Raw genomic sequence first — 17,142 nt, 5'->3', positions numbered from 1 at the left:
GTCTCTGCCTTTCCCCACCATAGCCGAGCCTGCTTGTGACGTTGTCTCAAAACTCTCCCGACAACCGCTTGTGCGTGAGAATATTTCCCACCAAAATACCGCCATGATAACACTTGATGACATAGACCGCCGAATATTGGTCGAACTGCAACGCGACGCCAGCCAATCCCTTGAGGCGCTTGGCGCGGCGGTCCACCTGTCGCGCAATGCCTGCTGGCGCCGCATCCGGGCGCTGGAAAAGGCCGGCGTGATCAAGAACCGGGTGACGCTCTTGGACGCGGCGAAACTCGGCCTCGGCCTCAGCGTCTTTATCCAAGTCCGCACCAACGCCCATGCCCCCGATTGGCTCGAGAAATTCTCCCGCGCCACGAAAGCCATGCCCGAGATACTCGGCGTCTACCGGATGACCGGTGATCTGGACTATTTGATCCGGGCGCGTGTTCGGGATATGGCGGGCTATGATCGCCTCTATCAGGACCTGATCCGCCGGGTGCCGCTATCGGATGTCTCGGCCAGTTTCGTGATGGAGGAGATCAAGGAAACCACCGAACTCCCGCTCTGAGGAAGACCGAGATGCATTACCTGTGGCTCATCATCGCCGTGGTGGCGGAAACCCTTGGCACGACCGCGGTGCAGGCTTCGCATCAATTCACCCGGCTCTGGCCTTCGGTGGCGGTGGTGGTCTTTTACATGATCTCTTTCTACTGCATGTCGCTGGCGCTGAAGGTCATGCCAGTTGGGATCGTCTATGCCTTTTGGGCCGGTCTGGGCATCGTGCTGATCGCGATTATCGGCTTCGTCCTCTTCGGTCAGCGGCTCGACCTGCCCGCGGTTCTGGGACTTGTGCTGATCATCAGCGGCATTCTGGTCATCCACCTCTTTTCGAACAGCGCCACCCACTAAGGCTGCACCAGTGGCACAGCTTCGCGCAGTAAGGGGGGCGTCACGGCATTAGGGCTAGCAATTGTGGCCGGGGCGCGGTATGGGCGGCGCAATTATACGCGCAGCTTTAGGTTGGCGCGTCCCTCCCCTATCCAAAGGCTGACTTAATGGACCTGCGCAACATCGCAATCATCGCCCACGTTGACCACGGCAAGACGACGCTGGTGGACGAGCTTCTGAAACAATCCGGCACCTATCGTGAAAACCAGGCGACCACCGAGCGCGCTATGGACAGCAACGATCTGGAGCGTGAGCGCGGCATCACCATCTTCGCCAAGCCGACCTCGGTCGTCTGGAACGACACCCGCATCAACATCGTCGACACGCCGGGCCACGCCGACTTCGGCGGCGAGGTCGAGCGCATCCTGTCGATGGTCGATGGTGTGGTGCTTTTGGTGGACGCCGCCGAAGGCCCGATGCCCCAGACCAAATTCGTGACCTCCAAGGCGCTGAAACTGGGCCTGCGCCCGATCGTCGTGCTGAACAAGGTCGACAAGCCGGATGCCGAGCCTGACCGCGCGCTGGATGAGTGTTTCGACCTTTTCGCCAGCCTCGACGCCACCGACGAACAGCTTGAATTCCCGCATATGTATGCCTCGGGCCGCTCCGGCTGGGCGGATGCCGAACTTGACGGGCCGCGCAAAGACCTCTCTGCACTGTTCGATCTGATCCTTGATCACGTCCCCGCGCCGAAGCAAATCGAAAACGCCGACAAGCCCTTCACCATGCTGGCCACCACGCTCGGCGGTGACCCGTTTCTAGGCCGCCTCCTGACCGGTCGCGTCGAAACCGGCACCCTGAAAGCGGGCCAGACCGTCAAAGCGATGTCGCGCGACGGCACCCAGATCGAGACCTTCCGCGCCACCAAAATCCTCGCCTTCCGCGGGCTGGAGCAGACTGCCATCGACGTGGCCGAAGCGGGGGACATCGTCTCCATCGCGGGCATGGCCAAGGCCACCGTGGCCGATACGCTGGCCGATCCTTCGGTGAACGAAGCGATCCCGGCGCAGCCGATCGACCCGCCCACCATCACCGTGACCTTTGGCATCAACGACAGCCCGCTCGCGGGCCGCGACGGCAAAAAGGTGCAATCCCGCGTGATCCGCGAGCGTCTGCTGAAAGAAGCGGAGAGCAACGTGGCGATCAAAATCTCCGACACACCGGGCGGCGAGGCTTTCGAAGTCGCCGGCCGCGGCGAATTGCAGATGGGCGTGTTGATCGAGAACATGCGCCGCGAAGGGTTCGAGCTGTCGATCTCCCGCCCGCAGGTGCTGTTCCAAGAGATCGACGGCGTGCGCCATGAGCCAATCGAAGAAGCCACCATCGACGTGGATGACGAATACTCCGGCGCGGTGATCGAAAAGATCACCGGCACCCGCAAGGGCGAGCTGGTCGAGATGAAACCCGCGGGCGCCGGCAAGACCCGGATCATCGCCCATGTCCCCTCGCGCGGGCTCATCGGCTATCACGGCGAGTTCCTGACCGACACCCGCGGCACCGGCGTGTTGAACCGCGTCTTCCACGGCTGGGCACCGCACAAGGGTCCGATCCCGGGCCGCCGCGCGGGCGTGCTGATCTCGATGGAGAATGGCACCTCGGTCGCCTACGCGCTGTGGAACCTCGAAGAGCGCGGCAAGATGATGATCGGCGCGCAGGCGGACGTCTACACCGGCATGATCATCGGCGAGCACAGCCGCGACAACGATCTGGAAGTGAACCCGCTGAAGGGCAAGAAGCTGACCAACGTGCGCGCTTCGGGCACCGATGACGCAGTGCGCCTGACCCCGCCGATGACGCTGAGCCTTGAAGAGGCGATTGCCTATATCGACGACGACGAGCTGGTCGAAGTGACCCCGAACGCCGTGCGCCTGCGCAAGCGCTACCTCGACCCGCATGAGCGCAAGCGGATGGCAAAAGCCAGCTAAGCTACGGTAAACGCAAAGTAAAACGGCAGCGCATTTTACGATGCGCTGCCGTTTTCATATCCGGCGCTCAAGAGTTCCAGCCGCCCTAAGTATCGCTTTCCTCGCGATCGATATGCCCACGCCTCGCCAAACTCAGCGCCGCAATCAGGCAAAGGATGGCCCAAGCCCCGCCGCCAAGCCAGCCCGCCGCCACATCCGTCGGCCAATGCACCCCCATATAGACCCGGCTGATCCCGACGAGCAGCGTGAGCAGGACGGCAACCGCCAGCGTATAGACCTTGAGCGCCCAGCGTTTCTGCGCCCGTGCCACCATCGCGCCAAGGGTAAGATAGGCCACCGCCGCCATCATCGAATGACCCGAGGGGAAGCTTGCCGTATGCACGAGCGAGCCATGCGGGACGAGGTCGGGGCGCGGACGGTCGAAAAACTCCTTGGCGATGCTGCTCAGCACGATCCCCCCGCCAACGGTGGCAAGGATGTAAAGCGCGGTCGACCACCGCCGTTGTAACAGGAAAAAGAGCGAGACGACGACGGTCGTCAGTACCAGCACCGCGACCCCGCCGAGGGCCGTCAAATCGCGGCCGATTTCCTCCACCCACCACGGGCCGATGGGATCGGAAAGGTCGCCGGGCGTGCGCAGGAACAACAGGATGTCACGGTCAAGGCTGCTGGTGCTACCTTCGACGACCTCTTCGGTCAGTTCGGCCAATGTCCAAACGGCCGTGATCGAAAGCCCCATCAAGGCCAATGTCGTCACCTCCACATGGCGGCGGCACCATTGGGCGAAAGCGGATAGTCGGTCGAAGTTCATGAGGGATCAACCACCCTCCCCTTGGAAGGTTCCGCCCCGGCAATGCAAGACGCCCCGCCTGTCATTCAGGCGGGGCGTTTCAGGATTATTCGTCGGTTTCGACGATCATTAGTTCACGCTCGGAGGCTCCGCGCGCATGGCTCAACGCCGCTTGATAAGCATCGGAATGGTAACATTTTTCGGCTGTTTCGACATCGGGGAAACGCGCCACCACGTTGCGCGGTCGCTCTTTACCCTCAAGCTGAACGAACCGCCCACCGCGGGCGATAAACTTACCGCCATGTGCCGCAATGGCCTCGGTGGCGCCGGCGGCGTATTTCTTATACGCCTCCTCATCGGTGACGGTAACATGTGCAATCCAAAGTGCGCCCATGGGCCTTATCCTTTCAAGATGTTCTCAGCCGCGGCAATCGCCGCCTCGGCATTCTCCGCCGAAGCGCCGCCGCCCTGCGCCATGTCGGGACGGCCACCGCCGCCCTTACCGCCCAGTTCGGCCACCGCCGCTTTCACCATGTCGACCGCCGAGAGGCGATCTGTCAAATCCTTCGTCACACCGCCTGCGACCGCGGCCTTGCCGCCGGTGTCGGCGATCAACAATACCGCGCCCGAGCCGAGCTTGGCCTTATGCTCATCCACCAGACCCGGCAGGTCTTTGCCCGTGATACCGCTCAGCACTTGGCCTACGAATTTAACGCCGTTCACCTCGCGCGCTTCGGATGCCGCCGCGCCGCCGCCCGACATCGCCAATTCACGACGCAGCTGCGCCACTTCGTTGGTCAAGCTGCGACGTTCGTCCAACAATGCACGCACCCGTTCCGGTACGTCACTGGCCGAGGTTTTCAACTCCGACGCGACCCGGCTCAGCGCTGCTTCCTGTTCGCGCAGCCATGCCAAAGCCTCGGTCCCGGTCAGCGCTTCGATCCGGCGGACGCCCGCGCTGCTCGCGCTATCTCCCAAAAGCACGAAGGCGCCAATATCGCCTGTCTGCCGCACATGAGTGCCGCCGCAAAGCTCCAGCGAATAGGTTGACTTGTCGCTGCCCTTGCCGGACCCTTCCAACTGCCCCATCGAGACGACCCGCACCTCGTCGCCATATTTCTCACCAAAGAGCGCCTGCGCGCCCATGGCGCGCGCATCGTCCGGCGTCATGATCCGCGTCTCAACCGGCGTGTTCTGGCGAATGTAATCATTCACCTCACGCTCGACTTGGCTCAACTCTTCCTGTGTCAGCCCCTTGGCATGGGAGAAGTCAAACCGCAGACGATCATGCGCATTCAGCGAACCGCGCTGCGAGACATGATCCCCAAGCGCGTTGCGCAGGGCCTCGTGCAGCAAGTGCGTGGCCGAGTGGTTGGCGCGGATGGCACTGCGCCGCAAACGATCCACCTCAAGAACAGCGGTCTGCCCCGGCTTCACCTCGCCTTCGATCACATGGCCGAAATGCACGAAAACGCCCGCCGACTTTCGCGTATCGGTCACGTTCACAATACCGGTCTGCGTCCGGATCACGCCGGTGTCGCCGACTTGCCCGCCGCTTTCGGCATAAAACGGAGTCTGGTTCAGCGCGACCTGCACATCGCTGCCTACTGCGGCGGCTTCGACCTGATCACTGCCCTGCACCAAAGCGACGATCTGCCCCTCGGCGCTTTCAGTGTCATAGCCCAAAAACTCGGTCACGCCGCTTTTGTCGGCCACATCGAACCAAACGGTAGCATCCGCAGCTTCGCCCGATCCGGCCCAAGCCGCACGGGCCTTGGCCTTCTGCGCCGCCATCGCCGTGTCGAACCCCTCGGTATCGACCGCACGGCCCTTCTCGCGCAGCGCATCCTGCGTCAGATCAAGTGGGAAGCCATATGTATCATAAAGTTTAAATGCCGCCTCCCCCGGCAGGGTCGCCCCCTCGGGCAAACCGCTCAACTCATCATCCAGCAGCTTCAGACCGCGATCCAGCGTTTGGCGGAAACGGGTTTCCTCCAACAGCAAAGTCTCACGGATAAGCGATTGCGCCTGCCCCAACTCAGGGTAAGCCGCGCCCATCTGCTGCACCAAGGATGGTACCAGCTGATGCATTAAAGGATCCTTAACGCCGAGCAGATGCGCATGGCGCATGGCGCGCCGCATGATCCGGCGCAGCACATATCCGCGGCCTTCGTTGGAGGGCATCACCCCATCGGCAATCAGAAAGGAGGTCGACCGCAGGTGATCCGCGATCACCCGGTGATGGGTCTTGCCCGGCCCGTCTGGATCGGTCGAAGAGGCATGGGCGCTGGCCTCGATCAGGTTGCGCATGAGGTCGGTGGCATAGTTGTCATTCGTTCCCTGCAACAGCGCCGCCACCCGTTCGATCCCCATCCCGGTATCGATTGACTGGTTGGGCAGCGGCTGGCGCGTGCCGTCTTCGAACTGCTCGTATTGCATGAAAACGAGGTTCCAGATCTCGACGAAACGGTCACCGTCTTCCTCGGGCGATCCCGGAGGGCCGCCCCAAATGTGATCGCCGTGATCGTAGAAAATCTCGGTACAAGGCCCGCAGGGACCGGTGGGGCCGGCGGACCAGAAGTTATCATCCGTCGCGATGCGAATGATGCGCTCATCCGGCAGGCCGGTATGGGCCTTCCAGATTTTAACCGCTTCTTCATCGGTATGGTACACTGTGACCAAAAGGCGGTTCGGGTCGATGCCGAACTCCTTGGTCAGCAGGTCCCAAGCAAAGGGGATCGCTTCGGCCTTGAAGTAATCCCCAAAGCTGAAGTTGCCGAGCATCTCGAAAAACGTGTGATGCCGCGCGGTATAGCCGACATTGTCGAGGTCATTGTGCTTGCCGCCAGCCCGCACGCATTTCTGCGCCGAGGTGGCACGGCTGTAATCGCGCGTCTCGACCCCGGTGAAGAGGTTCTTGAACTGGACCATACCGGCCGCAGTGAACATCAATGTCGGGTCGTTGCGCGGCACCAGCGGGCTGGAGGGCACGATCTGATGCCCCTGCGCATCGAAATAATTCAGAAAAGTTGAGCGAATTTCATTCAGCGTCTTCATGGCGAGGCCTTCCGGGGCAGATTTGATCGGTCCCAAATACCCCTCAGTCCCGGCGCTGTCCACCGTTCCTGCCCATGAAAAAGGGGCGCAGCCTTTGGCCACGCCCCTTCGTAAATTCAAATTGTCAAATCAGGTTCAAGCTTCAAGAATATCCGCGTCGTCACCGCCGGAGCCCTCAAAGTCCAACCCGTGGGCCGCGCGGATCTTATCTTCGATCTCCGACGCCATAGCAGTGTTCTGTTTCAGGAAGTTCTTTGCGTTCTCACGCCCCTGCCCGATCCGTTCATCCCCGTAGCTGAACCACGAGCCGGATTTATCGACCACACCGGCCTTCACCCCAAGGTCCAGCAACTCCCCCATTTTGGAAATGCCTTCGCCATACATGATATCGAATTCGACCTGTTTGAAGGGTGGCGCCACTTTGTTCTTGACGATCTTGACCTTCGTTGCGTTGCCAACAACCTCGTCTCGGTCCTTCAGGGCGCCGATCCGGCGGATGTCGAGACGGACGGAGGAGTAGAATTTCAGCGCGTTGCCGCCGGTGGTGGTCTCAGGAGAGCCGAACATCACGCCGATCTTCATCCGGATTTGGTTGATGAAGATAACCATACAATTGGACCGGCTGATCGACCCGGTGAGCTTGCGCATCGCTTGGCTCATCAAACGGGCCTGAACACCGACATTGCTGTCACCCATCTCACCTTCAAGCTCGGATTTCGGCGTCAGGGCCGCGACGGAGTCGACGATCACCATATTGACCGCGCCAGAGCGTACCAGCGTATCGGTGATCTCAAGCGCCTGTTCACCCGTGTCGGGCTGGGAAATCAACAGCTCGTCAATGTCCACGCCAAGCTTTTTCGCATATTGCGGATCAAGGGCATGTTCCGCGTCGACAAAGGCGCAAACGCCCCCCGCTTTCTGCTGCTCTGCCACGCAATGCAGCGTCAGCGTTGTCTTACCCGAGGATTCCGGGCCATAAATCTCAATGATGCGCCCCATCGGCAAGCCACCGATACCAAGCGCGATATCAAGGCCAAGCGAGCCTGTGGAGCTGGCTTTGATATCCTGGATCGCCCCTTCGGCCCCCAGTTTCATAATCGACCCTTTGCCGAACTGACGTTCGATCTGGGCCAGCGCGCTGTCGAGCGCCTTTTGCTTTTCTGCGGTTTTCTTACTGTCCATCGTCAAAAGATCTGCCGTTGCCATTAGGTTCATTCCTTAGTGTCACAGTGGCGCCCCGGCGGCAATCGCCTGCGCGCTGCGTCGCTTATGTTCCTCTAATGTTCCATATGAGGGTAAATGCGGAACATTTCAACGACTTTGTTTGTCCTTTATGTTTTGGCGAGAATGGTAAAGAAATGGTTTACCCAAACTAGAAAGGGCCGCCTGCAGCCCAAGGTAAGACGCAATTGATTGTTTTTTTTAAAGAACGTTTGGCTTTTTTGTCGGTCCCAAAGACCGGAACCACCGCCTATGAGAAAGCACTGGCGCCGCGGGCGGATATGGTGATTTCCGATCCGCCCATGCTGAAGCATGCGCCGGTTTATCGCTATAATCGTTTTATTCGACCAATGTTTCTAAAAGTTTGCGATGCCGAGCTTGAGCTGATGGCGGTAATGCGCGAACCGATCTCTTGGCTGGGCAGTTGGTATCGCTATCGGCAGCGCCCCTTCATGAAGGGCAAGCCGAACAACACTTTCGGGATCACTTTCGACGAATTCGTCCTCGCCTATATGAAGGGCGACAAGCCGGGCTTCGCCGATGTGGGGAGCCAGCTGAAGTTCATGGAGGCCCAACCGAACGGCACCGGGATCACTCACCATTTCCGCTATGAAGATCAGACGCGGCTCCGTCGCTTTTTGGAAAAGCGGCTCGACGTGACGCTGACCTTGGGGCAGGAGAATGTCTCTCCCAAGATGGAGCTAGCGCTTTCCCCGAATGTGGAAAAACGCTTTCGTCGTAAGTTCGCGGCGGAGTTTGAGCTTTACGAGTCGATTACATAGCCCTGCCCCGCGTGATGCTCAGTGCAGCTGATTGTGGACCGTTGTGGTCAGGTCAGTGAGAGAGAAGGGTTTCGGTAGGAAGACAGAATTCGGAATTTTCGACTGTTCTTGACCGAAGTTATCCTCCGCATAGCCCGAGACAAAAACAACCCGCACATCCGGGCGTTGTTTTAGCGCTTGGCGCACCCAGCTTGGCCCATCCATACCGGGCATAACGACGTCTGTTACGAATACATCGATATCCAACTCCTTATCTTCGAGCATCATTAACGCGGCTTCGGCAGATTCGGCTTCTAGGACCGTGTAGCCGCGAAGCCGTAATGCGCGGCTTGCGAAGGCCCGCACGGGTGCTTCATCTTCCACCAGAAGGATCACCCCGTCGGACCGCTGAAGCGGGCTTTGAGCCGGCGATGCGGGGGGCTTTTTCGCGACCGCAGTGGGCTGGCCCTCCAGCACGGGGAAGTAGAGGGTAAAACATGTGCCCCTGCCCAACTCACTGTCGAGAAAGATGAAACCGCCCGTTTGTTTGACGATGCCATAGGCAGTGGAGAGGCCAAGGCCGGTGCCCTCGCCGGTTCGCTTAGTGGTGAAAAACGGCTCGAACACCTTTTGCAGCTTATCCTTCGGAATGCCCGTGCCATCGTCATGCACCTGCACCGTGACGTAGCGGCCTGCGGGCACGCTGACCCGATCTCTTTCAAGCGGTTGGTCGAGGCTCGTCACCTCGGTCACGATACGGATCTCGCCTCCGGCGGGCATGGCATCGCGAGCGTTGACGACGAGGTTCATCAACACCTGCTCCAACTGGCGCTTATCCGCGCGGATCGGGGCGAGAACGGGGTCATGGCTGAGGGTCAGCGTTACTTTTTCGCCCACCAGTCGGTTCAGCAAATGCGTGAGATCGGCGAGGGTATCGCGCATGTCGAGCGTCTCTGGCCGGAGGGTTTGTTTGCGCGAAAAGGCGAGGAGTTGCCCCACAAGCGCGGCCGCACGGTTGGCGTTTTGGTTGATCTGGACCAGATCGCTGAAATCCGGGTCACCCTGATCATGCCGCAGCAAGAGGAGGTCACAATGCCCGGAAATCGCCGTCAAAAGGTTGTTGAAGTCATGCGCGACGCCCCCGGCCAACTGCCCGATGGCTTGCATTTTCTGGCTCTGCACGAATTGCGCCTCAAGCGATTTGAGTTCGGTCGCGTCCTGCAGCACCGCGATGAGGGCCGCCTCGCCTGCTTCGGATATGCGGTTGAGTGAGACCTGAACGAAGACCTCCTGATCCGTTCGGGTGAGCCTGAGAAATTCGGACTTTTGAACCAACCGCCCTGCAAGACTGTCTTGCAGCCAGTCCGAGATCGAGCGGCCGAGCCCCTCCATCAGATGCGAAAGATGGGTGCCGCGCCGCAGCGATACGCCGAGCAGCTTCCCCGCCATACGGTTGAAGGCCAATACCGTTCCATCGGGGCGCAGTTTGATCATCGGCACGGGGAGGTCTTGAAACGTTTCCCAGCCTAATTCATTGGGAGAGGGAGCCCCTTCGGGCGGCGGCAGAAGATAGAGTGCGCGGCGGTTCGCGCCGGCTTCAACCTCGGCCACCAGTACCTGCCGGTTTCCTTCCGCGGTGGCGATTTCGGTCACGGTTCCGGGGGTTAGTGGTAGGGAATTAAACAATCGGTCGAGTGACTTCACCCGTTGCCCGACCAGTATGCGCGCCGCTTCATTCATGAAAAGGATCGCCCCACCGCGGCCCAGCATGGCCATTGGCAAGGCCATGCTTTCGTGCGTACTGCGGGGGCCCTCGCGGGTGGCAACGCTTTCAATCCGCCAAAGCAGGCGGTCGGCTGATAACTGGTGCACCGATAGGCGCATGGGGCCGGACCGGGTGATCACCTCTTCCCGTGCGTTGCCGCTGGCGGTGGCGCGTGATTGCAGACGGTAGAGAAGGCCCACGGGATTGGCGAAATGCGCTCGTAAGGCCTGCGCGAGGGATTCTTCGCCGACCTTGCCGAACTGCTTCAGAGCCACCTCGTTGCGGTAAATGACTTGCCGATCGGAGGTGGCGATGAAACTCGGTGCGGCGTCTTTTGCGATGAAGTCCGCGACTCCATCCGCGCTGACCCGATTCCGCCCCCTATCCCATAGAAGAAAGACGATGTAACCAGTTGAAATAAAAACCAATGTGGCCGCCGACGCGGCAAGGGCAAGCTGCAACGTCGCATCAGTGCTGCGCATCGCAAGCGCGCCAGCGGCAAGAGCCATCACCACAAGCAGCCAAAGCCGCCTGAGCCCCGCCTGCCCCCCAATCCCTGAATGCCCAACGCCCTGCTGCACGCACATCCCCTAACAACCGAATCATACGACTATTACGTGCGACAGAGGTTAAGCAGGCTTTAACCGAAATCGGTTTGCACGCATGGGTTGATTATGGGTAAATTTACTCGCGCGTCAACTGTGCTGAAAAGAATCCGTCGCCATCGGGGGTTACGTCATAGCGGTCCATGCGGGCGACTCGCCACTCGGGGTGGCGGGCCAGAAAAGCCTCGACCCGCGCTTCGTTCTCCTCCCGCAACAGGGAGCAAGTGGCATAGGCCAAGACTCCGTCGCGTGCTGTAAGTCCTGCTGCGGTATCGAGAATCTGGTCCTGAATGGTGGTCAGTTCGGTCAAGCGCTCGGGGGTCAGGGTCCATTTCCCCTCCGCCGCGCGGCGCCATGCGCCCGAGCCGGAACAGGGCGCATCGCAGAGGACGAGATCATAGGGGGCGCCCGCTTTGGCCTCTTCGGTATCGGCTAGGGAAATCGCGACGCCCGCGCGATCGGCGCGGGGGGACAGGTCGCTCATTCTGCGGGGGTCTATGTCGTGTGCCGTGATCTCGCGCGCGGGGTCCATGGCCAGAGCAAGCGCTTTGCCGCCGCCGCCGGCGCAGTAGTCGAGCACCCGGCCCCCCGAAGGCAGAGCGGCGACGACAGCTTGGCTCGCTGCGTCTTGCAATTCGACGTAACCGTCGGTGAAGGCGGCGGAATTTCGGATGCGGCGCGCACCTTCGGTCACGGTCAGCGCGGCTTCGGCAAGCGGGTTTGCGCGGGTTTGGACGCCCTCTTCAGCCAGCAGTTCTTGCGCGGCGGGCACGGCGATCCGCGCGGTGTTGACCCGCAGGCAGATCGGCCCGCGCTCTTGAAGCGCGAGGGCCGCAGCATCCGCATTCTCCCCAAGCGCCGTGTCGAACAGGGGGAGCAGCCAGTCGGGCAGGTTCAGCCGCGTTGCGCGATCCTCGGGCGCTGGCGGGAAAGCCCGTTCGGCCTCGGACAGCGGCGCGGGCGCATGGCCCACCCCTGAAAAGAGCGCGTCAAGGTCGGCCCCCTGCCCGTGCAGCACACCGATCATCAGCGCGCGGCCCGTCTCCCCCCTGCCGTAATGTGCCGCGCTGCGTTTCTGGCGCAGCACGTCGAACACATGATCGCGCACGGCGGCACGGTCTTTGGAGCCCGCGAAGCGGCTCTGACGCGCCCATCGGGTCAGCGCTTGTTCGGCGGCCAGCCCCCCGGCAATTGCGTCCAGAACTTCTATCGCAGCGGATACGCGCGCGCCGGGGGTCATGGCATCTTCCTTTTGGAAAGAACGGCCCGCGGGCCGCTGCTTTACGGGTTAACCGATACGGTAGTTCGGGCTTTCCCGGGTGATTTGCACGTCATGCACATGGCTTTCCTTCAACCCTGCGCCGGTGATCTTCACGAAGTTGCAATTGCGGCGCATCTCATCGACCGTGGCGCAACCGGTATAGCCCATGGCCGCGCGCAGACCGCCGACCAATTGGTGCAACACATTGCCCGCGCTGCCCTTGTAAGGCACCTGACCTTCGATCCCCTCGGGCACCAATTTGTCAGAGGCGGCGTCTTTCTGGAAATACCGATCCGCCGAGCCGCGCGCCATGGCGCCCATGCTGCCCATGCCGCGGTAGCTTTTGAAGCTACGGCCTTGATAAAGAACGACTTCGCCGGGGCTTTCGTCGGTGCCGGCGATCATGCTGCCGACCATGGCGCAGGAGGCACCTGCGGCAATCGCCTTGGCGAAATCGCCGGAGAACTTGATGCCGCCATCGGCGATGATCGGCACGTCGCCCGCAGCGGCCACGCAGTCCATGATCGCGGTCAGTTGCGGCACGCCCACGCCCGCCACCATCCGCGTGGTGCAGATGGAGCCGGGGCCGATGCCGACCTTGACCGCATCGGCGCCCGCGTCGATCAGCGCGCGGGTGGCGTCACCGGTGGCCACATTGCCCGCGACGACCTGCACATCGCCGAACTGTTTCTTGGCCCGGGTCACCGCATGGGCCACGCCTTCGGAATGGCCATGGGCGGTATCGATCACGATCATATCGACGCCTGCATCGACCAGCGCTTCCGAGCGCTCGAAGCCCGCGTCGCCCACTGTCGTCGCCGCGGCGACACGCAAGCGGCCCAGATCATCTTTGCAGGCGGTGGGGTTCAGCACGGCCTGTTCGGTGTCACGCAGGGTCAGCAGCCCGGTGAGCTTGCCTTCGGCATCCGTCACCAACAGTTTCTCGATCCGGCGCGATTTCATCAGGCTGATCGCCTCCTCCCGGTCCGCAGGCTCTTGCAGGATCGCCAGCCGATCAGAAGTCATCATCACCGAGACCGGCGTGCGGTCGTCAGAGGCGAAACGCATGTCACGGTTGGTGACGATGCCCAGCACGCGGCCATTTTCGTCTACGACCGGGAAGCCGGTCACGCGGTAGCGTTCTTGCAAAGCCTTGGCATCCGCCAGCGTCTGGTCGGGGCGCAGGGTGATCGGGTTGTAAACGATGCCGGATTCAAAGCGTTTCACCCGGCGCACTTCGCGGGCCTGTTCTTCGATCGTGAGGTTGCGGTGCACCACCCCCATGCCCCCGGCCTGCGCCAGTGCAATGGCCATGCGGCTTTCGGTCACCGTATCCATGGCCGAGCTGAGCAGCGGGATATTGAGCGCGATGCTCTGCGTGACGCGGGTTCGCGTATCTGCGGTGGACGGCAACACAGAAGACGCTGCGGGAACCAGCAGGACGTCATCAAAGGTCAGGGCCTCACGAATCTCCATTTAACACCTCGGGTCTGGATGGGTTCATTTGGCGGTTTCCTATTTCACGGATGGTCGGGATTGGAAAGGCCTATTCCCCCGCGTAAGCCACAGACGGGGAATGACGCGGGCGCGGCACGAATTGCCGCCCCGCATCTTTCCCCCGCCGCGCGGCACGCTATGCTGTCGCAAAGAAACAAAGGACGGCCCCGATGAGCAGTGACCCCCTCGTGATTTTCACGCCCTCCGGCAAGAGAGGGCGCTTTCCCAAAGGCACCCCGGTGCTGACCGCCGCGCGGCAGTTGGGTGTCGATCTGGACTCGGTCTGCGGCGGGCGCGGCATCTGTTCGAAATGTCAGGTCTCGCCGGGCTATGGGCAGTTCTCGAAACATGGGGTGACCGTCGCGCCTGACGCGCTGAGCGAATGGAACGCGGTCGAGGAACGCTATGACGAAAAGCGCGGCCTGAAAGAGGGCCGCCGTCTGGGCTGTCAGGCCACGGTGCAGGGCGATGTGGTGATCGACGTGCCGCCAGAGAGCCAAGTGCACAAACAAGTCGTGCGCAAACGCGCCGAGGCGCGGGAGATCGTGCTGAACCCGTCCGTCAAACTCTTCTACGTCGAGGTGACGGAGCCCGACATGCACGAACCCTCGGGCGATCTGGAACGTCTCAGGGCTGCGCTCGCCGAGCAGTGGGAGCTGGAGAAAGTCACCGCCGATCTGCACATCCTGCAAATGATGCAGCCGGTCCTGCGCAAGGGCGATTGGAAAGTCACCGTCGCCGTCCATCTGGGCGATCAAGAAAATGCCGCGCGGATCATGAACATCTGGCCCGGGTATTACGAGGGCACGGTCTATGGTCTGGCGGTCGATCTCGGCTCCACCACCATCGCGGCGCATCTGTGCGATCTGCAAACCGGTGAGGTCATGGCCTCTTCCGGTGTGATGAACCCGCAGATCCGTTTCGGCGAAGACCTGATGAGCCGCGTCAGCTATTCCATGATGAACCCCGACGGCGCGCAGGAGATGACCCGCGCGGTGCGCGAAGGGATGGCGACGCTTTTCACCCAGATCGCCGCCGAAGGGAATGTCTCGCCCGATCTGATCGTCGACGCGGTCTTCGTCTGCAACCCGGTGATGCACCACCTGCTGTTGGGCATCGACCCCTTCGAGCTCGGCCAAGCGCCCTTCGCGCTTGCAACCTCCGGCGCGCTGCGTCTGCGGGCTGAGGATTTGGACCTGAACATCCACCCCTCCGCCCGCGTCTACCTGCTGCCTTGCATCGCGGGCCATGTCGGCGCGGATGCCGCCGCCGTCGCCCTATCCGAGGCGCCGGAGAAGTCCGACGAGTTGATGCTGGTGGTCGATGTGGGCACCAATGCGGAGATCCTGTTGGGCAATAAGGAAAAGGTGCTGGCCTGTTCCTCTCCCACCGGGCCCGCGTTTGAGGGGGCGCAGATCAGCTCGGGCCAACGGGCGGCACCGGGGGCGATCGAACGGGTAGAGATCGACCCGGAAACCAAGGTTGCGCGGTTCAAGGTGATCGGATGTGATCTCTGGTCCGATGAGGACGGCTTTGAAGAGGCGGTGGCGAGCACCGGCGTCACGGGCATCTGCGGCTCCGGCATTATCGAAATGGTCGCCGAGATGCGCATTCACGGCATCGTCGACGCGCCGGGGCTGATTGGCAGCGCCGCGCAGACGGGCTCGGCCTCGGTCTTTGCCGATGGGCGCACCAACAGCTATCTGGTCTACGACGGCACCGAAAAGGGCGGGCCCAAGATCACGGTGACCAACCGCGACATCCGCGAAATCCAGATGGCCAAGGCCGCGCTCTATTCCGGCGCGCGGCTGCTGATGGACAAATTCGGCGTCGACAAAGTTGACCGCGTTGTACTGGCGGGGGCCTTTGGCGCACATATCAGCCCCAAACACGCGATGGTGCTAGGCATGATCCCCGACGCGCCGCTCGACAAAGTCACCAGCGCGGGCAATGCCGCTGGCACCGGCGCCCGGATCGCCCTGCTCAATACCGAGGCCCGGGCCGAGATCGAGGCGACCGTAGGCGCGATTCACAAGATCGAAACCGCCGTCGAGCCGCGTTTTCAGGAGCATTTCGTCAATGCCTCGGCCATTCCCAATGCGGTGGAGCCTTTTCCCATCCTCAACGGCCTCGTCGCCCTCCCGGAGGTGAACTTCAACACCGGCGGCAGCGGCGAAAGCGAACGCGGCGGGCGTCGGCGCAGAAGAAAGGCGACGTGATGACTGCCTCAGACAACAGCGATCAGGTCGAATTCTGGAGCGCCTCTGCGGGGCAGAGATGGGCCGCGCGGCAGGCTGAGTTGGACATTCTGATGCAGCCTGTGCTGGATGGCGTGCTGGCGCGCGCCGAACTGGCGCCGGGGCTGAGGGTGCTCGACATCGGCTGCGGCGCGGGGGCGGGCTGTCTCGCCGCCGCCGAGGCGGTGGGCGATGCAGGCGCGGTGCTGGGGGTCGATGTCTCTGCCCCGCTGCTCGACCTCGCGCGGCAACGGGCCGCCGCCCTGCCCCGTGTCGCCTTTCACCACGGTGATGCAACGACGCTAGCGCTTTCCCCTCCCTATGATCGGCTGATCTCGCGCTTTGGCGTGATGTTCTTTGCCGATCCGGTGCTCAGCTTCACGCGCATGGCCGCGCAACTCAGCCCCGGCGCGAAGCTCAGCTTTGCCGCTTGGGGCCAAATCCCCGAGAACCCTTTCTTTACCCTGCCCGCCCGCGCGGCCCGGGCCACCATTGGCGCCATGCCGAAAAGCGATCCCGACGGCCCCGGCCCCTTCGCCTTTCGCGACCCCGAACGCGTGGTATCGATCCTCGCCGAGGCGGGATTTGTCGATATCGCCTGCAAGGTAACACGGCTTGACCTCACCCCCGCGGGCACGGTCGATGACCTTGCCCAGCAGATGTGCGACATCGGCCCGGCCAGCGGCGCGATCAATCATTTCGAGGCGGGCCCGGCACAGGTCGCGGAACTTCGGCAAACCATCGCCGAAGCTCTGCGCCCCTATGCGAAAGACGGCCCCCTGCGCCTGCCTGCCGAGATCAATTTCGTCACCGCGACGAAACCCTGACTTGACCTTCCCCCGCGCGCCGATTATCTCACCCTCAGCGCGCGGGTATGGTGAAAAGGTATCACGGCAGCTTCCCAAGCTTTAGTTACGAGTTCGATTCTCGTTACCCGCTCCACGCTCCCCCCTCCGCCTTTGTGATCCCGCCACATGGCCCCACATAGGCCCCGCAGGGTTCCCCAAGGTCACCCCCATGAAAAGCCTAATCTGGTCCGAATTTCGCCATGATTGCCCGCAAAAGTAGCAATCAACAGGGA

The 17,142-nt window shown here is 61.8% G+C and carries 13 protein-coding genes and 1 tRNA gene; 7 read left to right on the top strand and 7 right to left on the bottom strand.

Annotated features, from left to right (window positions below; all coding sequences use genetic code 11):
* The first annotated feature begins 103 nt into the window (after positions 1-103).
* The 3 genes from ACGYLO_RS17205 (at position 104) to typA (ending at position 2,867) form a co-directional block, all read left to right on the top strand.
* Positions 104-562 carry an Lrp/AsnC family transcriptional regulator gene (locus ACGYLO_RS17205; protein ID WP_271687341.1) on the top strand — a complete coding sequence of 153 codons (459 nt, stop codon included), beginning with the start codon at positions 104-106 and terminating at the stop codon, positions 560-562.
* An 11-nt stretch (positions 563-573) separates the two neighbouring features.
* Positions 574-903, top strand: coding sequence for a multidrug efflux SMR transporter (locus ACGYLO_RS17200; RefSeq protein WP_067262978.1), 330 nt, complete (start codon positions 574-576; stop codon positions 901-903).
* A gap of 146 nt (positions 904-1,049) precedes the next feature.
* A complete protein-coding gene (typA, locus tag ACGYLO_RS17195; RefSeq protein ID WP_209218798.1) occupies positions 1,050-2,867 on the top strand; it encodes a translational GTPase TypA in 1,818 nt (605 codons plus the stop codon).
* A gap of 85 nt (positions 2,868-2,952) precedes the next feature.
* Here the strand turns inward: typA and ACGYLO_RS17190 are convergent, their stop codons facing one another.
* The 4 genes from ACGYLO_RS17190 to recA form a co-directional block, all read right to left on the bottom strand.
* On the bottom strand, positions 2,953-3,678 hold the full coding sequence (locus ACGYLO_RS17190) for a phosphatase PAP2 family protein (RefSeq protein ID WP_067261800.1): 726 nt from the start codon (positions 3,676-3,678) through the stop codon (positions 2,953-2,955).
* A gap of 85 nt (positions 3,679-3,763) precedes the next feature.
* The gene (locus ACGYLO_RS17185) at positions 3,764-4,051 is read right to left on the bottom strand and encodes a DUF1330 domain-containing protein (protein ID WP_093741992.1); all 288 of its coding nucleotides are present in this window, start codon (positions 4,049-4,051) and stop codon (positions 3,764-3,766) included.
* A 5-nt stretch (positions 4,052-4,056) separates the two neighbouring features.
* Positions 4,057-6,714 carry an alanine--tRNA ligase gene (gene alaS, locus ACGYLO_RS17180; protein ID WP_271687343.1) on the bottom strand — a complete coding sequence of 886 codons (2,658 nt, stop codon included), beginning with the start codon at positions 6,712-6,714 and terminating at the stop codon, positions 4,057-4,059.
* Positions 6,715-6,849: 135 nt separating this feature from the next.
* Positions 6,850-7,920, bottom strand: coding sequence for a recombinase RecA (gene recA / locus ACGYLO_RS17175; RefSeq protein WP_067261794.1), 1,071 nt, complete (start codon positions 7,918-7,920; stop codon positions 6,850-6,852).
* A 203-nt stretch (positions 7,921-8,123) separates the two neighbouring features.
* On the opposite strand from recA, the gene ACGYLO_RS17170 reads away from it, so the two are divergent.
* The gene (locus tag ACGYLO_RS17170; protein ID WP_271687344.1) at positions 8,124-8,717 is read left to right on the top strand and encodes a gamma-glutamyl kinase; all 594 of its coding nucleotides are present in this window, start codon (positions 8,124-8,126) and stop codon (positions 8,715-8,717) included.
* An 18-nt stretch (positions 8,718-8,735) separates the two neighbouring features.
* Here the strand turns inward: ACGYLO_RS17170 and ACGYLO_RS17165 are convergent, their stop codons facing one another.
* The 3 genes from ACGYLO_RS17165 to guaB all read right to left on the bottom strand — a co-directional run bounded on the left by ACGYLO_RS17165 (position 8,736) and on the right by guaB (position 13,803).
* Positions 8,736-10,970 (bottom strand): ATP-binding protein, encoded by a 2,235-nt coding sequence (locus tag ACGYLO_RS17165; RefSeq protein WP_276155688.1) that lies wholly within the window; start codon positions 10,968-10,970, stop codon positions 8,736-8,738.
* Positions 10,971-11,145: 175 nt separating this feature from the next.
* Positions 11,146-12,306: an RsmB/NOP family class I SAM-dependent RNA methyltransferase gene (locus ACGYLO_RS17160; RefSeq protein ID WP_271687345.1), complete on the bottom strand. Its 1,161-nt coding sequence runs from the start codon at positions 12,304-12,306 to the stop codon at positions 11,146-11,148.
* A gap of 48 nt (positions 12,307-12,354) precedes the next feature.
* Positions 12,355-13,803, bottom strand: coding sequence for an IMP dehydrogenase (gene guaB / locus ACGYLO_RS17155; protein ID WP_271687347.1), 1,449 nt, complete (start codon positions 13,801-13,803; stop codon positions 12,355-12,357).
* Between the two features lie 191 nt (positions 13,804-13,994).
* Here guaB and ACGYLO_RS17150 point away from each other — a divergent pair, with 191 nt between their 5' ends.
* The 3 genes from ACGYLO_RS17150 to ACGYLO_RS17140 all read left to right on the top strand — a co-directional run bounded on the left by ACGYLO_RS17150 (position 13,995) and on the right by ACGYLO_RS17140 (position 17,003).
* A complete protein-coding gene (locus ACGYLO_RS17150) occupies positions 13,995-16,043 on the top strand; it encodes an ASKHA domain-containing protein (protein ID WP_271687348.1) in 2,049 nt (682 codons plus the stop codon).
* Positions 16,043-16,888 carry a trans-aconitate 2-methyltransferase gene (locus tag ACGYLO_RS17145; protein ID WP_276154839.1) on the top strand — a complete coding sequence of 282 codons (846 nt, stop codon included), beginning with the start codon at positions 16,043-16,045 and terminating at the stop codon, positions 16,886-16,888. The genes ACGYLO_RS17150 and ACGYLO_RS17145 overlap by 1 nt, the downstream gene beginning before the upstream one ends.
* 41 nt (positions 16,889-16,929) lie before the next feature.
* Positions 16,930-17,003: transfer RNA gene (locus ACGYLO_RS17140), tRNA-Gly, on the top strand.
* Positions 17,004-17,142: the final 139 nt, after the last annotated feature.

Origin of the sequence: Sulfitobacter sp. 1A13353, from assembly GCF_043557255.1 — a bacterium.
In the GTDB taxonomy this organism is placed as follows: Bacteria; Pseudomonadota; Alphaproteobacteria; order Rhodobacterales; family Rhodobacteraceae; genus Sulfitobacter; species Sulfitobacter faviae.
Note: the sequence above shows the minus strand (reverse complement) of the source record. Positions and strands in the feature narration are given on the sequence as shown.